Origin of the sequence: Chryseobacterium sp. WX, assembly GCF_029542485.1 — a bacterium.
GTDB classification, from domain to species: Bacteria; Bacteroidota; Bacteroidia; order Flavobacteriales; family Weeksellaceae; genus Chryseobacterium; species Chryseobacterium cucumeris.
Genome location: NZ_CP120710.1, coordinates 1,167,894 through 1,189,389 on the forward strand (window position 1 = coordinate 1,167,894; position 21,496 = coordinate 1,189,389).

Here is a 21,496-nt window from a genome sequence, read left to right on the forward strand (position 1 = left end):
TGATATTTTGATTAAAAATAGTCTTTTATCCTATTCGCTTCCTTACAAAAATTTCATATCCTAAATAGATAAGTGGAAGTGACATGATTCCTAAGAAAAGGATATTGCTCATGGCCAGCTGCGGATGCATGACAATAGAGTACACCAATCCGAAAAACGCTCCTCCAAGGTGAGCAGCATGCCCAAGATTATCCCATTGCTTAGGATTAAGCATCATGTATACTGAGTACCCGAAATATAGTGTTCCAAATAACCATCCTGGTAAGAAGTTGACACTGATCTCATTCGGAGCCATGGCTATGGAAGCAAAAATGATTCCCGAAACTGCACCAGATGCTCCAATTGCTGAATACCAAGGTTGGTTTTTATAAATCTGTAAGCTGAATAAATTCCCCAGAATCATTGATCCGAAATATAGAATCAAAAATCCTACTTCTCCAAAGAAACTAATAACGACTCCCTGGAAAAAATACAGAGAAAGCATATTAAAAAATAAGTGCATAAAGTCTGCATGCAAAAACGCAGAACTGATAAGTCTTACATATTCTTTACGATTCGCAATCGCTCCGACATTGAATTTATATTTTTCAAATAATGCTGTATTATTGAACCCCATGTAACTAAAAATACATGTGGCTGCAATGATAATGATAACAATTATATCCATTGTGTTCTTTTTATGTTATATCTGAACAGACATCTTAGTTTAGTCTATTCATTTTCATTATTTCCGTCACCCTGGAACAAATCTCCAATAATTCCTCCATCTTCATCCGTTTCGCCTGTTGGTTCCGGATCTTCGTATACTTCAGGCTCTTCTTCTACAGGTTCAGGAATGGTAATATTGATGGCTTTTACTTTGAATTTCGTAAACTGGTTTCCAATAGCTTTTATTCCTTTTACCGCAATAAACTCATCAATATTAATAGTTTCCGGATCGCGTTCTTTCCCTTTATCTTTTGCAAAAATAATTTCTGCAGTAACATCGTTGGCAACAATTACATTTTCGATGAATGATTTCGGGTGTTCAGAAGGCATGAAAGTCTGTACATTCACAGTATTTTCCAGTAAGAATCTCTTAATGAAATAAATATCTTTTTCTCCGTCGTAATAGATACAGGTAATCGGCTGTGCAGGTCTCCATTTTTCCAACACCAGATATTCATCATCAAAACGGTTACCCAAGTCAAAAGACACCAGCTTTACTTCACCATTGGTATTGATGGTCAGGATTTTATCATCTCCCTTGAAACTTCCCAATAATGTACCTCTTGCATCGGCATTTAGTCTTCTTACCGTATCATCAAACCAGATTTTTCTGGGAGCGAGCGTAGAAACTCCTTCTTCCTTCATATCTACTTTCTTTACAGCGTACTTAGTCACCAGATTTCCTTTGGAATCACGCCCTTTAATGGCAAGATCGGAGAAATTGATCTCCATTTTGTTTTTTCTGATTCTAGGGTTAGGTTTTAGAAGCACAGTTACGGTTTCTGCTTCTCCATTAGGATTGGCTGAGAAATATAATGTTTCTGATCCTTTTTTATCTGAAGCTAACGGGTAATCTGTATTTCGGGTTACTCCGGTTACAGAGAATCGTTTCATATAATAAGGTCCTTCCCTTCCTTCACGATAGATCATATTATAGACGGTTCTCTTATCGTTTTTCTTCCAAACGGCAACATGAAGAATGTCTTTACCAATGAAAGTTTTTGCTTCCACTTTTACCACCTTCATACTTCCGTCTTTTCTGAATGTGATGATATCATCAATGTCGGAACAGTCAAACAAATACTGGTCTTTCTTCAGGGATGTGCCGATGAAACCTTCTTCGAAATTTGCATAGAATTTTTCATTGGCTACGGCTACTTTTGTTGCATCAATCGTATCAAAGATTCTAAGCTCAGTCTTTCTTTGTTTGTCTTTACCGTATTTTTTCTGAATATTTAAATAATAATCAATAGCGTAAGCAATCAGGTTAGCCAGATTATACTTTACCTGTTCTATTTTACCTTCCAGCGATGCAATATTTTCTTTAAATTTATCTAAATCGAATCTTGAAATTCTCTTGATTCTGATCTCGGTCAGTTTTAAAATATCCTCTTCTGTAACGGTTCTTAAAAGATGTTTGGTATGAGGCTTTAATCCTGCATCAATAGTCTTTAATACATCTTCCCAGGTCTTCACTTCTTCAATATCATGATAAATCCTGTTCTCGATGAAAATTCTTTCCAATGAAGAGAAGTGCCAGCTTTCCTGCAGTTCATGAAGCTCAATTTCCAACTCTTTCTTCAGTAATGAAACGGTATGATCTGTATTCGTTTTTAAAATATCTGATACTGTAAGAAACATTGGTTTGTCACCTACAATCACACAGGCATTCGGAGAGATTGTCACCTGACAGTCTGTAAATGCATACAGCGCATCAATGGTCTTATCCGGTGAAACATCATTATGAATATGAATCAGGATTTCTACTTTATCTGAAGTATTGTCCTCAATCTTTTTGATTTTGATCTTCCCTTTCTCATTGGCTTTCAGAATAGAGTCAATAAGGTCCGTTGTTGTTTTGGAATAAGGAAGTTCAGAAATGACTAATGTATGCTTATCCGTCTGGGTAATTTTGGCTCTTGCTCTTACTTTTCCTCCTCTGTGACCATCGTTATATTCGGAAACGTCAAGATAACCGGCAGTTAAAAAGTCCGGAAACAGTTCAAATTTTTTACCTTTTAAGTAAGCTACAGAGGCATTGATAAGTTCATTAAAGTTATGAGGAAGTATTTTTGTGGAAAGCCCTACTCCGATACCTTCTACTCCCTGTGCAAGAAGCAAGGGAAATTTTACCGGTAAATCAATAGGTTCATTGTTTCTTCCGTCATAAGACTTTGTCCAATCTGTAGTTTTAGGATTAAAGACTACTTCCAGGGCAAAAGGTGTCAGTCTTGCTTCAATATATCTCGCAGCAGCTGCAGAGTCACCTGTATAAATATTTCCCCAGTTTCCCTGAGTATCTATTAACAGTTCTTTCTGCCCAATCTGCACCATGGCATCTGTAATGGAAGCATCACCGTGTGGGTGATATTTCATGGTATTTCCCACAATATTGGCCACTTTATTGTAACGGCCGTCTTCCAACTCCCGCATGGAGTGCATAATTCTTCGTTGAACAGGTTTTAAACCGTCATATATTGAAGGGATCGCTCTATCCAGAATTACATAGGAAGCATAATCAAGAAACCAGTCTTTATACAGCCCGGAAACTTTTTTTAAGCTTTCACCCTCATGCGAATATTCTTCTGTCGTCATCTGTTTTATCTTTTTTCTCTTTATTAGCTTTCACTACTTTGTTCAGAGAGAGTTTTAAATCGTTTACTTCTTTGTTGCTCAAATAAGAGATCTGGTATTTGAGTATGGTAGAACCATTATTTTTACTGGAAACGGTAATGTATAATCTTTTGAAAAAGAAAATACTGACCACATCATATTTTATCAGTTTGTATTTTGGAAATTCGTCATGAAGAGGTTTATTTAAAAAAGGAATAACATTCCTGTTTTTAAAATTCAAAGCTTCTCCATCACTGTCGTATTCAAAAATCTGTCTTCCGCTGATATAAAAGACAATCAGCAGCAACACAGGAATAATAATTAATAAATAACTTTCTTTATCCATCGCATGAAATCTGTATTCATTGGCTGCAAATACAGTTATCCCAAACACTGCAATCATTAAAAGCAGTGTACTCAAAGAGTTATAAACTGATGCTTTATTACGGTTACTTAGTCTCATTTTATTTTTTTGGCTGTGTAAGTATTATAATTTCCTACTTCATCCAAAATTGTGCTTTTTTTCCAGTCTGCAATAGCTCTTACAATCAGTTTTTTAAGTTATAAGTTTTTTTTTAATTTTCTACTTCATTCAGTATTTCTTTTTTATCAATATCAGTATCATCTTCCACCACTAGGTTTTCTAAGATGAAGGTTTGTCTGTCCGGTGTATTTTTCCCCATGTAGAATTCCAGAAGCTGATCAATCGTCTGGTCTTTTCCCACTACTACAGGTTCTAAACGGATATCTTTACCAATGAAGTGCTTAAATTCGTCCGGAGAAATTTCTCCCAATCCTTTAAATCGGGTGATTTCAGGATTTTTCCCCAGTTCGTTTAAGGCTGTTATTCTTTCTGTTTCAGTATAACAATATCTTGTTTCTTTTTTATTCCTTACTCTGAATAACGGAGTCTGAAGGATATACAGGTGTCCGTTTTTAATCAGATCCGGGAAGAACTGCAGGAAGAAAGTAATCATCAGCAAGCGGATGTGCATCCCATCCACATCGGCATCGGTAGCAATAATTACCTGATTGTATCTCAGGTCTTCCAGACTTTCTTCAATATTTAAAGCGGCCTGAAGAAGGTTAAATTCTTCATTTTCATACACCACTTTCTTGGTAAGACCATAACAGTTCAGTGGTTTACCCTTCAGTGAAAATACGGCCTGAGTTTCTACATCTCTGGATTTTGTGATAGATCCTGATGCGGAATCTCCTTCGGTAATGAAGATCTGCGTATCTCCTTTTCTTTCGGCTTTCTGATCGTTATAATGCTGTCTGCAGTCACGAAGTTTTTTATTGTGAAGAGATACTTTTTTTGCTCTTTCTCTGGCCAGTTTCTGAATTCCGGAAAGTTCTTTTCTTTCTCTTTCGGAAATTAATATTTTTCTCTGAATTGCTTCTGCTATTTCCGGATTTTTGTGCAGGAAATTGTCCAGTTTACTCTTCAGGAAATCAATAATGAATGTCCTTACGGTAGGTCCGTTCGGTCCCATGTCATTAGATCCTAATTTTGTTTTGGTCTGGGATTCAAAAACAGGTTCTTCTACATTGATCGAGATGGCAGCAATGATAGACTTTCTGATATCAGAAGCATCAAAACTTTTATTGAAAAATTCACGAATTGTTTTCACATACGCTTCACGGAATGCATTAAGGTGTGTTCCTCCCTGTGTTGTATTCTGTCCGTTTACGAATGAGAAATAGGTTTCTGTCTGTGATTTGTCAGAATGGGTAATCGCCACCTCAATATCATCATCCTTTAAATGGACGATCGGATAAAGGATATCGCTTTCCAGTTCTTCTTCCAATAAGTCTTTAAGACCGTTTTCAGAATAATAGGTTTCTCCGTTGAAAAGAATTTTAAGTCCTGGATTCAGGTAAGCATAGTTACGGAGCATTCTTTCAATATACTCTTTCCTGTATTTGAAATGCAGGAAGATTTCTCCGTCAGGAATAAAAGAAATTTCAGTACCGTTTCTGTCTGAGGTTTCTTTCTCATCAAAGTTTTCTGTAATCATTCCACGGGAGAATTCAGCAACTTTCATTTTTCCATCACGAAAAGAACGAACTCTGAAGTAATCTGACAGGGCATTTACCGCTTTAGTACCAACCCCATTCAAACCTACAGATTTTTTAAACGCTTTACTGTCGTACTTACCACCAGTATTCATTTTTGAGACAGCGTCTACCACTTTCCCTAGTGGAATTCCACGTCCAAAGTCACGGATGGTAACTTTGCCATCGTCCAGTTTTATTTCAATTCTTTTCCCTGATCTCATCCTGAATTCATCAATAGAGTTATCAAGGATTTCTTTTAACAGGATATAAATACCATCATCAGCGGAAGAACCGTCACCGAGCTTCCCGATGTACATACCGGGGCGTAAACGGATGTGTTCCTGCCAATCGAGGGTTCTGATATTATCTTCGGAGTAGGTTGGATTTATTTCTTGTGACATATTTGATTTCAGCAAACATACAAAAGTACAAAATTGTCCAAAATTATCCGAATTTTTTTCCTCTTGTTTTTTTTCAATATTCTACTACAACCATTGTATTATTCTTAATCAAATTATATATTTACGAAATTATCATTATCATGTGAAAAATTTATTTACTTTCCTCACATTATCTGTAATTTTATTCTTTCCCTCATTATTTCCTTCACAGATCCCCGGGATGGTGAACTATAGCGATGAGGAAGGATTAAATTGTTCTTATACGTATCATCTGAGACAAGATAAAAATGGTTTCATCTGGATAGGCAGCGATAATGGTTTATTCAGATTTGACGGAAAAGAATTTAAACAATACGGTAAGAAAGAAGGATTAAAGAATATTGATATTATCTCCTGTGAACCTTTGCCCAACGGAGAGGTATTCATTCTTCCCTTTCTGAATGATTTTGCTTATTTAAAAAACGGCCGCGTTATCAATCTGAATATTAATGAGTACGTAAAAAATCAATTTTCAAGCTCAATTCCGAAAGTTACCCGTGATGGAAACCGGCTTTATCTTTATGGCAATTTAAATCCTCAGAATATTTTCATCTATGAAAATGGAAAAGTTAAAAAGATCCCTATTCCATTAGAGTACGGGAAAAGATATTTTGCAACGCTCAGGTTTGAACCACACACCTACAATCTCTATTTGCATGATCCTCATCAGGAAGATATACTTGTCTACAACATCATTACCGGAAAAAAGCAGCATTTGAAAGCAGGAACCGGAAGTATGATCTGTGAAAAAGATGATCTTTTTGTCTTCTTAAATAAAAATACAATTGAAGTGTATCAGCTCTCTGCTCCTTCAGGTATAAAAAAGATCAGTTCTTATGATTGCAGCCCACAAGAGAATGTTTTCTACGGACTTATTGATAAAAACAATAAACTGTGGCTGAATATAAGTAATGGAGGGGTTTTATATTTCAACCAATCACTTACTGAAAAGAAGAGAAACCTTGGTACTCCCATCAAAATACTGGAACGCTATGTGATCAATAATGTTCTGGTAGACAAGGATGATAACGTATGGTTCAATTCAAGGAATAATGGTGTATTTTTCATCTCAAAATCCCTTTTTGCCAATCATATCAATTTGCCTGTAAAAAGTAATTCTGAGTATATAAAAGCCATTGCAAAAGATAATGGAAATATTATTCTCGGCTACAATCAATCTGCCGGAGCTCTTATCAGCAGAGACAATAGGATAAAAAATATCATCCTTGATAAAGGTGATAAAGATGAAAACATCTCTGTTTATTTAAAAGGGAATATTTCCATTTTCGGTTTATCAGGTAAAGTGATTGTTCACGATATAGCCAATAATACTTCTAACAAAATATACTGTTCCTTAAAAAACATTGTCCCTTACACCCAGGATTCCTTATTTTTCTGTACATCTGGAGGTTTATTGACCTACAGTTTAAAAAGTAAAAAAACAACTACCCTTTTTCCGGAACGGGTATACACCGTTTTCCCTTACGACAAAGATAATCTGTTTACCGGCAGCTTCAGCGATCTGTACAAATACAATATCAGAACCCGAAAAAAGACTTTATTCTTGAAAGGATATTATTTTACGGACATTAAAAAATTAGATGATCACACCTATTTGGGAGCTACTAACCTCAACGGGATTATTCTTTTTAATACTCAAGGAATTATAAGAAAAATCGGGAAAAATGATGGATTAATCAATGACCAGGTTAAAAAAATAGAAGTAGAAAATAACAATACGTTCTGGGCAAGCACCAATTCCGGGATATCCAGAGTTGAACTGACAGCAAAAAATCAATATATCAGTAACTTCACCCAGACAGACGGGCTTCCCTCTGATGCAGTGGCCGGCTGTGCAATAAAAAATGATACCATATTCATTGGAACTTCTAAAGGACTTGGAATATTTTCCATCAAAAAACTACTGACACAGGAAAAATTCATTCATAAAAAGGTCGTCATTAATTCGGTATCTATTGAAAATAATGAGCATTACGACCTGCAGAAAAGCCTGACTGCTTATCCCCACAATACTGTTATTTTCAATCTCAGCTTTCTTGATTATCCCTCACTGGGAAAAATAAGCTATAAATATAAGCTGGAAGGCCTTAATAACTCATGGCAGATCAATAATTCTTCTAAAGTCATCTTCAACTCTATTCCCCCAGGTAAATATACCTTCCGGGTTTATGGTTTGGGATATAACGGAAAACAATCCTACGCTTCTTCCGATCTCACTTTTCATATAAAACCTCTATTCTGGCAGACATGGTGGTTCAGGCTGATATTGGCCATCGTCATCATCGGAACTCTCTTGATGATCATCTCTTCTTATCTGCACAAAAAAAAGAATAAGAAAATGGAAAAAATGGAGTATGAAAAGAAGATTGCCGAACTTGAACTCCAGGCTATTAAGGCTCAGATCAACCCTCATTTTATTTATAACTGTCTGAATTCCATCCAATTTTTATTGTATAAAAAAGATTACCGCGAAACAGAAAACTATCTGGATATTTTCGCCAAGATGATCCGAAAAACGCTTTATTATTCAGAAAAAACCTTCATGCCTATAAAAGATGAAGTAGAATATCTCACATTGTATCTTGATATGGAAAAGCTTCGTGTAAAAGATCTTTTTGATTATAAAATTATTATTTCTGAACAGGTAGATCAAAACTGGACGATTCCTTCTTTACTGATCCAGCCTTTTGTGGAAAATGCAATAAAACATGGCATTTCAGGCTTAAAGGACAGAAAAGGAGAAATTCTTATCAGCTTTGATTATACGAATGTTTCTTTACGCATCACCATTGAAGATAATGGTATAGGAATTTCCAATCAGGAATCTTTGAAAAAAGACAACTCCTTTGGGGTAAAACTTTCTCATAAAAGAATTGAGACTTTCAAACAGCTTTTTGATACCAATATATTTTTAGAAATCAATGCGTTTCCGGAAAACAACAGACAGGGGACACAAATTAAACTTTATATACAACCTTATGAGAAATAAAATACAGGCATGCATTGTTGATGATGAACAAGATGGTAGAGATTATATTGCATTACTTATGGGAAATGAATTTCCTGAAATCAACATAGAATTCCAGGCTTCCTCCGTTGAAGAGGCTTATATTTATCTTATCAAAAACTCTCCTGACATTCTGTTTCTTGACATTCAGTTGGGTGACGGAACCACTTTCGATTTACTGTCAAAGTTTAATGAAGTCCATTCTCAGATTATTTTCATCACAGCACACGAAAATTTTGCTATTCAGGCGATTAAAAACGGGGCTACAGATTACCTTTTAAAGCCTATAAAAAAAATAGATTTTATTATTGCTGTCAATAAAGCCCTGGACAATATCAAAAAAATACAGACTCCTAATCATCCTCTTCTTAAAGATAACAAAATCGTTCTTTCTACTCTTCAGGGATTTAAGTTGGTAGAAATATCCAATATCATCCGCTGTGAAGCAGATTCAAGCTATACTCTTTTTTATCTTGCTGATAAATCAAAAATAATGGTATCCAGAACGCTTCATGAGTTTGAACCCATTCTGATGGAACACCATTTTTTCAGAATACATCATAAGCATCTTATTAATATTAACCATCTTCAGGAATATATTAAAGGCAGAGGCGGACAGGTAGTAATGAGCGATGGATCCGTTCTGGATGTCTCCTACCGCAAGAAGAATGACTTCCTTTCCACCATAGGAAAACCCGAATAAAAATATTTTCTTTCGCACTTACTTATTCAACCTCCGCACTTATTAGTTGGAGCTGTTTTTTGTTAAGGCTCTTCTCTACTTTCGTCATGTTAAACAAAAAAAATTATCATGAAAATCACTAGAAAAGTACTCAAGAGAAATCAAATGGGATCCATTGCCGGAGGAACAGCGTTTATTACCCCAAGTAACCCTGGAACAATCCCTCAACCCCAGCCTCCTATTGCGCCTAATCCGCAACCTATCGGAGGACTTCCCTTTATTTATACCATGCCATGGAATGGATTACCATGGATTGAGCCTAAATAATAATGATTTTAAAAATACATTCCAGTCTACCGATTGGAATGTGGTTTTTAAAAAGAAAAAGTTTCGGAACAGTCTTATTCCGGACAAGAAAATAATATAAAAACTAAAAATTAAAACATGAAAAAAATAATATTCTACATGGCTTTGGTTTCTCTTTTATCCGTATCCTGTTCTGATGTGATAGAACAATATGAAACTGAAGCTTCCAATTCCCAACTCATGAACAGGGATCTCACTTCAGAGGATGAAACAAAATATGCGGAAGAGGGAGAACCCACCGTATTAGGAGAACAGCTTCCTATTCCATACACAATTGAAAACATGATGACTGCTTACAAATCATTGCTGGCTGAGCCAAAAGCAGAAGGCAACAGATCATTAACAGCTGTAAATATTCGCTCTACACACAAATACATTAAATTCAATCCGGCAACGGAAGATGAACTGGAAACACTACAGCAATCCGATCTTATTCTTTATGATTATCCACTTGATAAAGAAGTATTGGTGGTCGGTAAATTCTATCATGATCCTGATGTTCCGGCCGATCAGCCTACACCGCAATATGCAACTGTGAGGAATGAAACAGCCTTACCTGCCGGTATTAGCTATGAAATTCTTCAGGAGGTGTACCTTCCTGAAGAGGATATTGAACTCTTAGGCACTGGTAATATGAATTATAAATTCGTCTATAGTCTGGTCAATAGAGCAGAAAACATATCCGGTTTCACTCCTTGGGAACCTAGCGACTATAAGCCCTGGGATAATATAGGAGAACCCGGGCAATGGTATCCCAATCCAAACCCGAATCCCGGAGGAGGCGGAGGTGGTGCCCCAATATATGGTACCATTCGAATCTTTGATACAAGGTTAAATACACTGATCCCTTTTGAAGGCGCCAAAGTTACCGCTAAAAGGGGTTTGAGAACAAGAGAAGGAATCACCAATGCAAATGGCCAGTACGGACTGGACGGTACACCTTTCCCAAACAACAAAAAAGTAGACTTCAAGCTGCATATGGATAGAAAGCATTTTGTAATTAAAGATAACCAGATTAGCCCTTCCAATGTGATCCGGAATAATATCAAAAGTAATCATTGGAGCCATGACATCATGCCTGGCTATGAAAATATGCAGGGCCATATGTTTAGAGCAGCCTACCGTTATTTTTATAAAGATATTGGAGGCTTACAAAGACCTGTCAGACCTAGTGGAAACCGTTCACATATTATAGCGAAGAATACAGCTAAAGATTGGCAGGGAATCAATTACGTGGTTTTTCCTTACCTGAAGATAGCAAGATTCCGACCTGGGTCAACGACAGAATATCAGTCTGATGATTATTTTTCAACGACTGTACATGAACTTGCCCATACTTCGCATGTTATCAAAATGAACACCGGGGCAGTTCAGTATTCACAGGTTAATTCGATGCTGCAAGAAAGCTGGCCATGCGCTGTAGAATGGTTTGTAACAGGAATAGAATATAGAGAAAGAGGTATTGCAAATTACGGAACTCCAAATTATAATCCCTCTAATCCACCTGTATTCCCTAATCGTTTCGGATATCAGTTCTGGAGTTTGAATACAAGTTCTGACTACACAAGCTTATTTATTAACTTAGTGGATAACTTCAACGAATTGGGACAGTCATTTAGCTCTCAGCCTATGGGAACAGTCAATGATCAGGTTACCGGCTATACTTTAGCCAATATTGAAACTAATCTTCTAAAATATTGTTATGGATTAAGCAGTTTAAGCACTCAGCTTAAAGCGAACAGACCGGCAGGAGTAAGCAATGCACAGATTGATTTACTATTGAGCTTTTATTAAGTTTATTCCATTAAAAATAACGACCATCCTTACAACAGGATGGTCGTTTTATATAACTAATTTATTTCAGTCCTACTTCATGTAAGGATTCAAAATATTACCTTTTATTTTCCAGCTGCCCAATCATATTTTTCAGCATCGCTGGTACAATCATTTTATGGAAAGGCCGAACGGGTAAAAAATACAGCACTCCCAGCCAGTTATGAAATTTTACAGTAGTGGATATGGTAAGGGAGTTTTTATTGATCTCTTTTTTATTCTTGTCTATGAAAAGAGAAACTCTGAAATCCAGATGCTTGTCATCTTCTCCCAGAACAATTTCGTTGTTGGTTTTATCAAACACCTTAAAAAGCCCTACACGCTCTCCTACTTCACATTGAAAATCCTTCTCTGTTGGTTGCTTTTCTGCTTCATTTCCGGTTTTTAATCCGAATAATCCCACTATTTTATTTCTGAAAGCAAACATTTTCTTTCCCCATTTTGGTCCGCTTGTAAAGAAAGCTTTTCCTATTTCCGAGATATCGATGTTTCCTCCGTCATTGGCAAGTTCTCCCTCAAAACTATCCATATAATCAAAATCTTTTTTCCCTTGAGATAAAATAGACTTTTCAGGAAACTCTGTCTTATTAATCCTCATTGTCATTGTTTTTATGGTTGTTGGCCTAACAAATGTAAGTATCTTTTCATTGATTTAAAAGGGAAATTTAAACAAATGTTTAGATTTGTTGTATATTCCGAAACTGACATTTAATTTTAAAATTTTTCATTATTCTTTTTAAAAATGCTATTTTCTAATTTTTATTACTATAAGTTCAATCTGTTTTAATTATTTCATTAAATTCGGTCAACAAAACTGTTTTTATGATACAACTTCCTTTATCAAAACTTTCCAATGTAGGAACTACTATTTTCAGCCAGATGACTCAGCTTGCCAATGAGAATGAAGCCATCAATCTGTCTCAGGGCTTTCCTGATTTTATGCCAGATTCAGAATTATTAAATCATGTAGATTATTTTATTAAAAAAGGCTTCAACCAATATGCTCCTCTTGGCGGAATGATTGGCTTAAAGGAAGAAATTGCACGAAAAATTGAAAACAGCCATAAGGCAGTTTACCATCCGGAATCTGAAATAACAGTTACTGCAGGCGGCACACAGGCCATTTTCACGGCTATTGCATCATTTATCAAAAAGGATGACGAAGTGATTATTTTTGAACCGGCGTATGATTGTTATGAACCTACGGTAGAACTTTTCGGAGGTATTGTAAAACGATTTGAAATGAAAGCTCCGGATTATGAAATCAACTGGGCGGAAGTAAAGAATCTTGTCAGTGAAAAAACCAGGATGATCATTCTTAATAATCCTAACAATCCTTCAGGAAAAATCCTGAAAGAAAATGACTTACAAGAACTTATTAATCTGGTAAAAGGCACTTCCATTCTTATTTTGAGTGATGAAGTGTATGAAAATATTGTTTTTGATGGAAAACAGCACTTAAGCATCTGTAAGTATCCGGAATTGAAAGAAAGAAGCCTTCTTGTAGCCTCTTTTGGGAAACTTTTCCATGTTACCGGATGGAAAGTGGGCTATTGTGCAGCACCTAAAAGTTTAACAGAAGAATTCAGGAAAGTGCATCAATTCAATGTTTTTTGTGTAAACACTCCTATTCAGCTGGCTTTGGCAGAATACATGAAGAATGACGAACATTATACTTATCTGAATCAGTTTTTCCAGGAAAAAAGAGACTTTCTGAGAAAAGGTCTTGCAGGTACATCATTCGAACTTATGGATTGTGAAGGAACTTATTTTCAGGCGTTGAAATATGATAAGATTTCTGATAAAAATGATTTTGATTTTGCTTCAGAACTTACCATCAATCATAAGGTGGCCAGCGTTCCCTTCTCTTCTTTCTATAAAAACAAGCTGAATGAGAATGTAATCAGGTTATGCTTTGCCAAGAAGCAGGAAACTCTGGAAAAAGCTCTTGAGAATTTATCAAAGATTTAATACTTCCTGATTAAAACAAAGAGGCAAAGAGATTATGCATACAACTCCGGAAATGTTTCCGGAGTTTTTATTTTCTATTCAAAGATGAATTTTAAATTAACGGAGAAAGCAGTCTGGCCAGGTGTTCAAAAAAAACTTTGAATTTTGACCTTTTCTTCCAGGTATCAAGGAAGATTTCTTCACAATCATTCATATCCTCAATAAAAAGATTTTTAAGCTTAAGGTTAATTTCAACATCAAAGATTAATGTATTCACCTCAAAATTAAGTTCCTGACTTCTGACATCCATATTCGCTGTTCCTACAGACGAAAAATGGTCATCAACAATCATTGTTTTGGCATGAATAAACCCTTTCTTGTAAAAGAACACCCTCACTTTGTTCTCCAGAAGTTCTTCGTAATAGGAATAGGCAGCGGCATTCACCACTACCGAATCTCCTGATTTTGGCACCATAAGCCTTACATCAATTCCCGAAAGACCAGCCTGCTTTATAGCATTCAATACCGTTTCAACAGGAATAAAATAAGGTGTTACAATATATACTCTTTTCTTCGCAGAAAGAATGGCCGAACTGGTGCTCAACATAATAGAAGGCCTGGTATCAGGTCCACTTGCAGCAACCTGAACGAGGGAACTTCCTGCTTCTGTTTTTTTATAACCGAAATAAGACGTTGAGATTTCAGGAAATTTTTCAGTGGCAAAAACCCAGTTGCTGAAAAACAAAAATTGAAAATAAAAAGCGGCTTCTCCTTTAATATAAAGGTGAACGTCTCTCCAGTACTGTTTGGGATTAGGATTGATGTATTTATCCGAAACATTAATGCCACCTGTAAAAACCTCAGTACCATCTACAATAATAATCTTTCTGTGATCTCTGTAATTCACTCTGTTGGCAAGAAGCCTGAAAGTAATTTTGTTAACAGGAGATACTTCTACCCCAGCTTTCTGTAATCCTTTTAAAAACTTCCGGCCTAATTTCCCACTTCCCAGATCATCATAAAGAAAACGTATTTTAACACCTTGCTTTGCTTTCTTCATCAATAGATCAGCAAGCCTGTTCCCTACTTCATCATTATCATAAATATAATATTCCAGATGGATATGATGGGTTGCCTTTTCAAGTACTTCGAAAACTTTTTCAAATTTAGCCTCACCATTGATCAGAACTTCAGTATGATTTCCCTGAGAAATGGGTGCATTTCCGGCATTATAAAGAAAATTAACTGTGAGTAGAAAATTCTGCAATTCTTCCTGATGACCATTCAGTGTTTTATGATGGGTTACTTCAATATATTGCTGTACTTTCTGATATATCTGCTCATTACGTTCTATTTTGAAGGTGTAAAATTTATTCTTCCTGAAGTTGACCCCAAAAACAAAATAAATAATGATTCCCACCACCGGAAGAAAAATAATAAGCAGAAGATAAGCCAGTGTTTTACTTGTATTTCTGGTATCCATAATAATCTTACCCGCAAGGAAAGTAACCCCGAGAAGATAAAGGGCCTCCAGTCCCAGCAGAAGGTATGGGTACTGATCAAGAAATTCTTTAATCATATAAACTGATCTCTAGATTAAAGATAATAAAAAAGGCCAAAAAGGAAATTAAAAACTTCGCTTTTTGGCCTTTAAAGTTCTATAGGAACATTCCTCCTGAAACTTCTATTCTTTGTCCATTGATCCACCTTGCATCTTCCGTACACAGGAATGCCACCACTCCACCAATATCATCCGGAAGACCTACTCTTCCCAGTGCCGTTGCACCTGCTACCATGGCATTGATCTCTTCATTGTCTCTTACTCTTCCGCCGCCAAAATCTGTTTCAATAGCTCCCGGCGCCACAACATTGGCTTTAATTTTTCTTGAACCGAGCTCTTTAGCCATGTATTTCGTAAGCATTTCTACTCCAGCTTTTATAGATCCATAAACAGAGGATCCAGGTGTTGCAAATCTCGCCAACCCTGAAGAGACATTAATAATACCTCCTCCATCGTTGATAAATGGCAATAATTTTTGAGTCAGGAAAAACACTCCTTTAAAATGAATATCTACCACATCGTCCAATTGTTCTTCCGTTACTTCCGTAATCGGGGAATATAAGGCTGTTCCTGCATTATTGATCAGGTAATCAATATGAGTACTTCCTGTATTTTGCTGCAAATGATCTGTTACGTTTTTTACAAAAGCATCAAAGCTTTTAATATCTTTTGTATCAAGCTGAAATGCTGTAGCATTTCTTCCCATTGATTTGATTTCAGAGACAACAGCATCAGCTTCTTCTTTGTTGCTTCTGTAGGTAATAATAACATCTAATCCTTTTTGAGCAATTTTAAGTGCTGAATTTTTCCCTAATCCACGGCTTCCTCCGGTTACCAGTGCAATATTTGTTTTTGTGTTCATTGTATTTTGATTATTTTGATGGTACAAAGTTGGGATATTTTCAGACTGTAGTATTTGCTTGAATCAATCTGAAATTTGCAAAATTCAAATCAGGAACGAAATTCCAATGGAGTAAACGTTGTTTTCCTTTTAAAAAAATTGGAAAAATGGGCAATCTCTTCAAATCCCAGGGCGTAAGATATTTCTGAAACATTCCATTTTGTCTGTTTTAAAAGTATTTTAGCTTCCTGAATAATCCGGTCCGAAATAAATTCTGTGGTTGTCTTTCCAGTGCTTTCCTTTAATCTTTTGTTTAAATAATTGACATGAACAGCCAATCGGTCTGCATAATCTTTTGCTGTTTTCAATTGCAGTCTCTGTTCCCATGATTCAATAGGGAACTGCCTTTCCAACAGCTCTATAAACAAGGAAACCACTCGCATGGATGCATCATTTGAAGCCGAAATTTTGGATGCAGGCTGTAATTTCTGCCCATAATGAATCAGCTCCAGAACATAGTTTCTGATCAGATCATATTTAAAGACATAATCTGAATCTATTTCTTTTTTTATCTTTTTAAAGAGGCTTTCAATCTCTTCTGCAAGCTCACCATCAATTTCAAAAACAGGAACTCCGCCTGGCTGAAAAATAGGAAGATCTTCCAGATTGTAATAAGACTTATCCTTAATAAAGAAATCTTCCGTAAAAACACAGAAACTTCCGGACTGATCCGGGGCTTCAGGAACCCAGTGATAGGGAACTTTAGGTGTAGCAAACAATAGAGCGTTTTGCTTTATTGAAATTACTTTGTCTGCGTATTCTGCTCTATTTCTTCCTTTTATAAAGCTTATTTTATAGTACTTTCTTCTATTATAAGGCATTTCAGAAATAGTCTTGGCTCTTTCTATCGTTTGGGCAATATCAAAAACATTAAAGTGACCAATGTCTTTATGAAGTCCTTTTGGAAAAATACTTTCAAGATCCTTGCCCAGTTTGGCAGCCATCTCCTTGTAAAAATCTTCCAGTGAGGTATGTGCAATTTTTTCCATCGCAGATGATTTGTAAAATTCAAATATACGAAGTTATCAATCAACCTTTTTTGAAATGATTACAGATTGCTCGTCCGATCTCAAGACTTTTTTAAATTTCAAAAAAACACACCATATGGATTTATTAAAAATTTCAATGGAATCACTTATTCTATTGAAAATTTATCACAAGATTACAGATGCAACATTATATTTTTTTCATTTTTTTCTATATACAGTGATATAACTCATTTATTTTTATTATTTTCGTTCAACTAACCCATTAAAAATCAAATCAATGAGAAATCAAATCAGTCAAATCGGAAAAAAATTAAACAAAAAAGAATTAAGAACCATTAAAGGTGGTCTTATCAACTGTATGGAACCGGTTCTTTGTCCTACCCCTTGTGAGCCTTCTTCTGATCCATATGGATGCACAATCATTTCTCCAAAATGTGCACAAAAAGAGTGCAGACCTCAATTATAAATAAAACATCATTTAATCAACAAAAAAATTATGAAAAAGGTAGAATTAAGCAAAGGTAAAAAGCTTGAAAAAAAACAATTAAAAACTATTTTAGGAGGTATGTTAGATTGTATGGAACCAAGACCATGTACAGAATTTCCTTGTGAAACTTATCCCCCTGACGATGTCAGAAACTGCACTAAAATTTCTGTGGGATGCGCCCAAAAAATCTGCAGACCACAACCATAAAGATAGAATTCTTCACTAAACCAAAAATTAAACATTATGAAAAATCAAGATTTAAATCACGGAAAAAAATTGAATAAAAAACAATTAAGAGTAATTACTGGTGGAAAAGAAATGTGCTTGCTTCCAGACCTTACTTGTAAGAAATATTCTTTTGCCTGTGCAGAAATTCAATGCCAGCCTGGTATTGAATTGTAAAAGCAAAAAAAAACTAAACCATAAAAAAAACTTAAACGAATGAGAAACCAACATTTAAATAATGGTAAAAAACTTAATAAAAAAGAGTTGAAAACCATTAAAGGAGGCGTAATGATATGTGCTGGAGGAGCTAACGGAGGATGTGCACAAATTCATCCATCATGCTATGAAAAGCAATGCCGTCCTGGGGTAACAGAAGTATGTATGCCAACATCAAATACTTGTATTAAAAAATCCTTTAGTTGTGTAGAACCACCATGTTGGCCAAACTTAGAGCCTCCAATATTATAATGATATTAAATGAATCGCTTCTTTAAAAAGAAGCGATTTTTAATTTGTATTCATTTAGCTCACAGTACCACCTAGATCTTTTAGCATCCATTTTCCCTTTATATACTCTGCAGCATAATCATTAATAAATCCACTTCCTGAAACATAGATATAGAATATATTCGGATCTTTATCATTGATTTGAATTTTGGAAATGTTCCTGTCTGTTACATCCGTAATCCTCAGATAAGGAGTTTGCTTATTTTTATCTTCCGAAACAAATAGCACTCTTGCCTCAGGGTTAATGTGATGAAAATAGTCACAATCAGTTTCATAAATCTGAAATGTATAATGTAGTTTTTTCATATTAATCATTCCATTATTGGGCTGTAAAAGCTCATAAAGCTGAGTAAATTTGTTCTTCTCAGATTTAAATAAAGGATTCATATCCTCAAAGTCATTAATGCCATCTCCATCTGTATCCTTATCCATCTGATTAAGTCCAAAACTTTTCTCAAAGATATCATTATAACCATCATGATCAGAATCCTTCGTTACATCTTTCAGGTTCATTTTAAAAAGTTTCCCGTCTTCCATTGCAGAATAATCATCATATCCGGGAAGCCCTCCTACCTTTACAATTTTCACAAGACTTCCTTCAAACTGAAGAAACCCATCTTTGATAATAGGCAATTCCTGAATTTCGTTGATGTAATAATGGCTGAAACTCAATCCAAGAAAATATGCTTTAGGTTTTTCATTTTCAATAGTCAGAAGCCAGAAGCCAAGTCTGTTTCGTCCTAAACCATACAAAACATTCCCTACCTGCTGCGAAGAATAAAACGCAAACTGATCTGAAAATTTCTCTCTGAATACTTTAAACTGACTTTCCAGCCTTTTTTCCATTTTTTCATATACTTCAGATCCTGCATGGGTAAAAGATTCAACACTGTCTTGCCTAAAACTGCGGTATTTCTTAAGGCTAGTAATTTCTAAATAATCAACCTTTTTATTCAGTATCTGCTTCACAGTATAAGGCTTCTGTTCCTTATAAACTTCAAACACCTGATCTCTTCTGTTGGTAAAACAGTTTTTCTCAACAGATTGAGAACATGAAAAAAATAAAATAAGAATTGTAAAATAACAGATTTTCATAGTTAAAGTTTGATGTATAAAAGCAAAAAACGCTCCCAAATTCATGGAAACGCTTTTTTTTATAACTAACTTTAATACTTTTCTTATACGTTGAATCTAAAGTGCATGATGTCGCCATCCTGTACGATATATTCTTTACCTTCTACAGAAAGCTTTCCAGCTTCTTTTACTTTTACTTCAGAACCATAGTTTACGTAATCGTTATACTTGATTACTTCTGCACGGATAAATCCTTTTTCAAAGTCTGTGTGGATTACTCCTGCAGCTTGTGGAGCAGTCCATCCCTGTCCGATAGTCCAGGCTCTTACTTCTTTTACCCCAGCTGTAAAATACGTCTGAAGTTTCAAAAGATCATACGCTTTTCTGATCAAACGGTTAACACCAGGTTCTGTAAGCCCTAGCTCATCAAGGAAAATTTCTCTTTCTTCGAAAGTTTCAAGCTCATTGATATCAGCTTCGATCTGAGCGGCTAATACGACTACTTCAGCACCTTCGCCTTTAGCCATTTCTTCAATCTTAGCAATCCACTCATTTCCGTTTTTGATAGAGTTTTCATCTACGTTACAAACGTAAAGAACCGGTTTATTTGTCAACAATTGAACTTCTCCGATGATTGATTTTGTAAAGTCATCAGTGGCAAATTCTCTTGCATTTTTACCATCTTCAAGGAATTTCTGTAAGTTCTGAAGAGTTTCGTAAGTAAGGATATCTTCTTTCTTCCCTGATTTGATGAATTTTTTAGCTTTCTCAACTGCTTTTCCTACGGTTTCAAGGTCTTTCAGCTGAAGCTCTATATCAATAATTTCTTTATCTCTTAATGGGTCTACTGAACCTTCTACGTGAACGATATTTCCGTTATCAAAACATCTTAAAACATGAATAATCGCTTCACACTCACGGATATTAGCTAAGAACTGGTTCCCCAATCCTTCTCCTTTGCTGGCTCCTTTTACAAGACCTGCAATATCAACAATCTCAACTACAGCGGGTAAAACTCTTTCAGGTTTTACGATTTTCTCCAGTTCAAACAATCTCTGATCCGGTACAGAAACCGTTCCAAGGTTCGGTTCAATCGTACAGAAAGGATAGTTTGCTGATTGAGCTTTTGCGTTGCTCAGACAGTTAAAAAGAGTTGATTTACCTACATTCGGTAAGCCTACGATTCCACATTTCATATTGTAAAATTCAAAGTTTAAGGTTTAGGAGCAACTCAAGGAATCTTCAACTTTAAACATTGAACTCAGAACCTTGAATTACGAGTGTGCAAAGATAGTGATTTTTGGCAGAGTTTCATAATAAAAAAATCTGCCAATATTCTGACAGATTTTCAAAAGGTTTGGATTCACCGGATGTTTATGGGTTGGCTCCCGTAGCGTTCTGGGCCAGCGGAACATCATTCGGTGCTTCCTCTAAAGTTTTATCTAAAGTAAATAAAGATTCGTCAGTAGCTCTGTCACCTCCTGCGATTTTCAATTTATCTATTAAGTTTTGAGCCAATGTTTCCTCTTCAATCTGTTCCTGAACAAACCATTGCATAAAATTCCATGTAGCCCAGTCTTTTTCTTCCATAGAAAGATCTACGATTCTGTAAATAGCAGTGGTATTGTCAACTTCATGTTTAAATACACCATCAAAGCAGGCAGTAAGGCTTTCGGGATCTGCGGGAGGAGCAGGAATAGCGTCTACCTTTGGTTTTCCTCCTCTGTTTAAAATATATTCCATGAATTTGATCGAGTGATTTCTTTCTTCCTGAGCATGGCGGTAAAGAAAGTTGGCAATTCCCTGATAACCTTTATCATCAGCCCAAATTCCGTAGGATAAAAAAACGTGTGATGCATGAATTTCCTTGTTCATCTGATCACTTAATGCCTTTTCCATGTTGGTGGAAAGTCTTTTAGTATTCATAATGTTATATTTTGGTGATTATAGAATGAATCATGCAAAAACAGTTCCGATAAGTTCATTATTTGCTATAAAATCCCATACCATGCTTAAAAATAATACTGGTTTACAATCATTTAAGCTAATAATTTATAGTTATTCTAAAATA

At 35.6% G+C, this 21,496-nt stretch carries 20 protein-coding genes; 9 read left to right on the forward strand and 11 right to left on the reverse strand.

Annotated features, from left to right (window positions below):
• Positions 1–25: 25 nt before the first annotated feature.
• The 4 genes from PZ898_RS05315 to PZ898_RS05330 form a co-directional block, all read right to left on the reverse strand.
• Positions 26–667, reverse strand: a complete 642-nt coding sequence (locus PZ898_RS05315; RefSeq protein WP_277694964.1) for a rhomboid family intramembrane serine protease — start codon at positions 665–667, stop codon at positions 26–28.
• Between the two features lie 44 nt (positions 668–711).
• Positions 712–3,303 carry a DNA gyrase/topoisomerase IV subunit A gene (locus tag PZ898_RS05320; RefSeq protein ID WP_120231437.1) on the reverse strand — a complete coding sequence of 864 codons (2,592 nt, stop codon included), beginning with the start codon at positions 3,301–3,303 and terminating at the stop codon, positions 712–714.
• Complete coding sequence (locus PZ898_RS05325) at positions 3,278–3,784, reverse strand: hypothetical protein (RefSeq protein WP_065119656.1); 507 nt, start codon at positions 3,782–3,784, stop codon at positions 3,278–3,280. Before PZ898_RS05325 ends, PZ898_RS05320 begins: the two co-directional genes overlap by 26 nt.
• A gap of 112 nt (positions 3,785–3,896) precedes the next feature.
• The gene (locus tag PZ898_RS05330) at positions 3,897–5,783 is read right to left on the reverse strand and encodes a DNA topoisomerase IV subunit B (RefSeq protein ID WP_277694965.1); all 1,887 of its coding nucleotides are present in this window, start codon (positions 5,781–5,783) and stop codon (positions 3,897–3,899) included.
• 142 nt (positions 5,784–5,925) lie between these two features.
• Between PZ898_RS05330 and PZ898_RS05335 the strand changes: the two genes are divergently transcribed.
• The 4 genes from PZ898_RS05335 (at position 5,926) to PZ898_RS05350 (ending at position 11,692) form a co-directional block, all read left to right on the forward strand.
• On the forward strand, positions 5,926–8,832 hold the full coding sequence (locus PZ898_RS05335; RefSeq protein WP_277694966.1) for a histidine kinase: 2,907 nt from the start codon (positions 5,926–5,928) through the stop codon (positions 8,830–8,832).
• Complete coding sequence (locus PZ898_RS05340; protein ID WP_277694967.1) at positions 8,822–9,553, forward strand: LytTR family DNA-binding domain-containing protein; 732 nt, start codon at positions 8,822–8,824, stop codon at positions 9,551–9,553. The genes PZ898_RS05335 and PZ898_RS05340 overlap by 11 nt, the downstream gene beginning before the upstream one ends.
• A gap of 108 nt (positions 9,554–9,661) precedes the next feature.
• A complete protein-coding gene (locus PZ898_RS05345; RefSeq protein WP_131797524.1) occupies positions 9,662–9,859 on the forward strand; it encodes a hypothetical protein in 198 nt (65 codons plus the stop codon).
• Positions 9,860–9,976: 117 nt separating this feature from the next.
• The gene (locus PZ898_RS05350; protein ID WP_277694968.1) at positions 9,977–11,692 is read left to right on the forward strand and encodes a hypothetical protein; all 1,716 of its coding nucleotides are present in this window, start codon (positions 9,977–9,979) and stop codon (positions 11,690–11,692) included.
• 97 nt (positions 11,693–11,789) lie between these two features.
• On the opposite strand, the gene PZ898_RS05355 is transcribed toward PZ898_RS05350, so the two are convergent.
• On the reverse strand, positions 11,790–12,329 hold the full coding sequence (locus tag PZ898_RS05355; protein WP_216444442.1) for a DUF2867 domain-containing protein: 540 nt from the start codon (positions 12,327–12,329) through the stop codon (positions 11,790–11,792).
• 224 nt (positions 12,330–12,553) lie between these two features.
• Between PZ898_RS05355 and PZ898_RS05360 the strand changes: the two genes are divergently transcribed.
• On the forward strand, positions 12,554–13,702 hold the full coding sequence (locus tag PZ898_RS05360) for a methionine aminotransferase (protein ID WP_120231443.1): 1,149 nt from the start codon (positions 12,554–12,556) through the stop codon (positions 13,700–13,702).
• Between the two features lie 91 nt (positions 13,703–13,793).
• Here the strand turns inward: PZ898_RS05360 and cls are convergent, their stop codons facing one another.
• The 3 genes from cls to PZ898_RS05375 form a co-directional block, all read right to left on the reverse strand.
• The gene (cls, locus tag PZ898_RS05365) at positions 13,794–15,260 is read right to left on the reverse strand and encodes a cardiolipin synthase (protein WP_277694969.1); all 1,467 of its coding nucleotides are present in this window, start codon (positions 15,258–15,260) and stop codon (positions 13,794–13,796) included.
• A gap of 79 nt (positions 15,261–15,339) precedes the next feature.
• Positions 15,340–16,104 carry an SDR family oxidoreductase gene (locus PZ898_RS05370; protein ID WP_123279977.1) on the reverse strand — a complete coding sequence of 255 codons (765 nt, stop codon included), beginning with the start codon at positions 16,102–16,104 and terminating at the stop codon, positions 15,340–15,342.
• Positions 16,105–16,193: 89 nt separating this feature from the next.
• Complete coding sequence (locus tag PZ898_RS05375; RefSeq protein ID WP_277694971.1) at positions 16,194–17,132, reverse strand: AraC family transcriptional regulator; 939 nt, start codon at positions 17,130–17,132, stop codon at positions 16,194–16,196.
• A gap of 277 nt (positions 17,133–17,409) precedes the next feature.
• Here PZ898_RS05375 and PZ898_RS05380 point away from each other — a divergent pair, with 277 nt between their 5' ends.
• The 4 genes from PZ898_RS05380 to PZ898_RS05395 are packed head-to-tail and all read left to right on the forward strand — an operon-like array spanning position 17,410 to position 18,312.
• Positions 17,410–17,598 carry a hypothetical protein gene (locus tag PZ898_RS05380; protein ID WP_062675156.1) on the forward strand — a complete coding sequence of 63 codons (189 nt, stop codon included), beginning with the start codon at positions 17,410–17,412 and terminating at the stop codon, positions 17,596–17,598.
• A gap of 30 nt (positions 17,599–17,628) precedes the next feature.
• Entirely contained in the window at positions 17,629–17,826 is a 198-nt protein-coding gene (locus tag PZ898_RS05385; protein WP_062675157.1) for a hypothetical protein, read from the forward strand.
• A 36-nt stretch (positions 17,827–17,862) separates the two neighbouring features.
• A complete protein-coding gene (locus PZ898_RS05390) occupies positions 17,863–18,021 on the forward strand; it encodes a hypothetical protein (RefSeq protein ID WP_167348781.1) in 159 nt (52 codons plus the stop codon).
• Positions 18,022–18,060: 39 nt separating this feature from the next.
• A complete protein-coding gene (locus tag PZ898_RS05395) occupies positions 18,061–18,312 on the forward strand; it encodes a bacteriocin (protein ID WP_277694972.1) in 252 nt (83 codons plus the stop codon).
• A gap of 54 nt (positions 18,313–18,366) precedes the next feature.
• Here PZ898_RS05395 and PZ898_RS05400 read toward each other — a convergent pair whose 3' ends face one another.
• From PZ898_RS05400 to PZ898_RS05410, 3 genes are all read right to left on the reverse strand, one after another.
• Positions 18,367–19,446, reverse strand: coding sequence for a hypothetical protein (locus PZ898_RS05400; RefSeq protein ID WP_277694973.1), 1,080 nt, complete (start codon positions 19,444–19,446; stop codon positions 18,367–18,369).
• 83 nt (positions 19,447–19,529) lie between these two features.
• Positions 19,530–20,621, reverse strand: a complete 1,092-nt coding sequence (gene ychF / locus PZ898_RS05405; RefSeq protein WP_062675159.1) for a redox-regulated ATPase YchF — start codon at positions 20,619–20,621, stop codon at positions 19,530–19,532.
• Positions 20,622–20,799: 178 nt separating this feature from the next.
• A complete protein-coding gene (locus PZ898_RS05410; protein WP_062675160.1) occupies positions 20,800–21,351 on the reverse strand; it encodes a ferritin in 552 nt (183 codons plus the stop codon).
• Between the last annotated feature and the right edge of the window lie 145 nt (positions 21,352–21,496).

Bases quoted from the DNA above. Each gene is read 5' to 3' on its own strand.
- PZ898_RS05325 (WP_065119656.1), bottom strand. From the start codon at position 3,784: ATGAGACTAAGTAACCGTAATAAAGCATCAGTTTATAACTCTTTGAGT.
- PZ898_RS05395 (WP_277694972.1), top strand. From the start codon at position 18,061: ATGAGAAACCAACATTTAAATAATGGTAAAAAACTTAATAAAAAAGAG.
- PZ898_RS05380 (WP_062675156.1), top strand. From the start codon at position 17,410: ATGAGAAATCAAATCAGTCAAATCGGAAAAAAATTAAACAAAAAAGAA.
- PZ898_RS05410 (WP_062675160.1), bottom strand. From the start codon at position 21,351: ATGAATACTAAAAGACTTTCCACCAACATGGAAAAGGCATTAAGTGAT.
- cls (WP_277694969.1), bottom strand. From the start codon at position 15,260: ATGATTAAAGAATTTCTTGATCAGTACCCATACCTTCTGCTGGGACTG.
- PZ898_RS05320 (WP_120231437.1), bottom strand. From the start codon at position 3,303: ATGACGACAGAAGAATATTCGCATGAGGGTGAAAGCTTAAAAAAAGTT.
- PZ898_RS05360 (WP_120231443.1), top strand. From the start codon at position 12,554: ATGATACAACTTCCTTTATCAAAACTTTCCAATGTAGGAACTACTATT.
- PZ898_RS05315 (WP_277694964.1), bottom strand. From the start codon at position 667: ATGGATATAATTGTTATCATTATCATTGCAGCCACATGTATTTTTAGT.
- PZ898_RS05340 (WP_277694967.1), top strand. From the start codon at position 8,822: ATGAGAAATAAAATACAGGCATGCATTGTTGATGATGAACAAGATGGT.
- PZ898_RS05385 (WP_062675157.1), top strand. From the start codon at position 17,629: ATGAAAAAGGTAGAATTAAGCAAAGGTAAAAAGCTTGAAAAAAAACAA.
- PZ898_RS05390 (WP_167348781.1), top strand. From the start codon at position 17,863: ATGAAAAATCAAGATTTAAATCACGGAAAAAAATTGAATAAAAAACAA.
- PZ898_RS05345 (WP_131797524.1), top strand. From the start codon at position 9,662: ATGAAAATCACTAGAAAAGTACTCAAGAGAAATCAAATGGGATCCATT.
- PZ898_RS05375 (WP_277694971.1), bottom strand. From the start codon at position 17,132: ATGGAAAAAATTGCACATACCTCACTGGAAGATTTTTACAAGGAGATG.
- PZ898_RS05355 (WP_216444442.1), bottom strand. From the start codon at position 12,329: ATGAGGATTAATAAGACAGAGTTTCCTGAAAAGTCTATTTTATCTCAA.
- PZ898_RS05350 (WP_277694968.1), top strand. From the start codon at position 9,977: ATGAAAAAAATAATATTCTACATGGCTTTGGTTTCTCTTTTATCCGTA.
- PZ898_RS05370 (WP_123279977.1), bottom strand. From the start codon at position 16,104: ATGAACACAAAAACAAATATTGCACTGGTAACCGGAGGAAGCCGTGGA.
- PZ898_RS05400 (WP_277694973.1), bottom strand. From the start codon at position 19,446: ATGAAAATCTGTTATTTTACAATTCTTATTTTATTTTTTTCATGTTCT.
- PZ898_RS05330 (WP_277694965.1), bottom strand. From the start codon at position 5,783: ATGTCACAAGAAATAAATCCAACCTACTCCGAAGATAATATCAGAACC.
- ychF (WP_062675159.1), bottom strand. From the start codon at position 20,621: ATGAAATGTGGAATCGTAGGCTTACCGAATGTAGGTAAATCAACTCTT.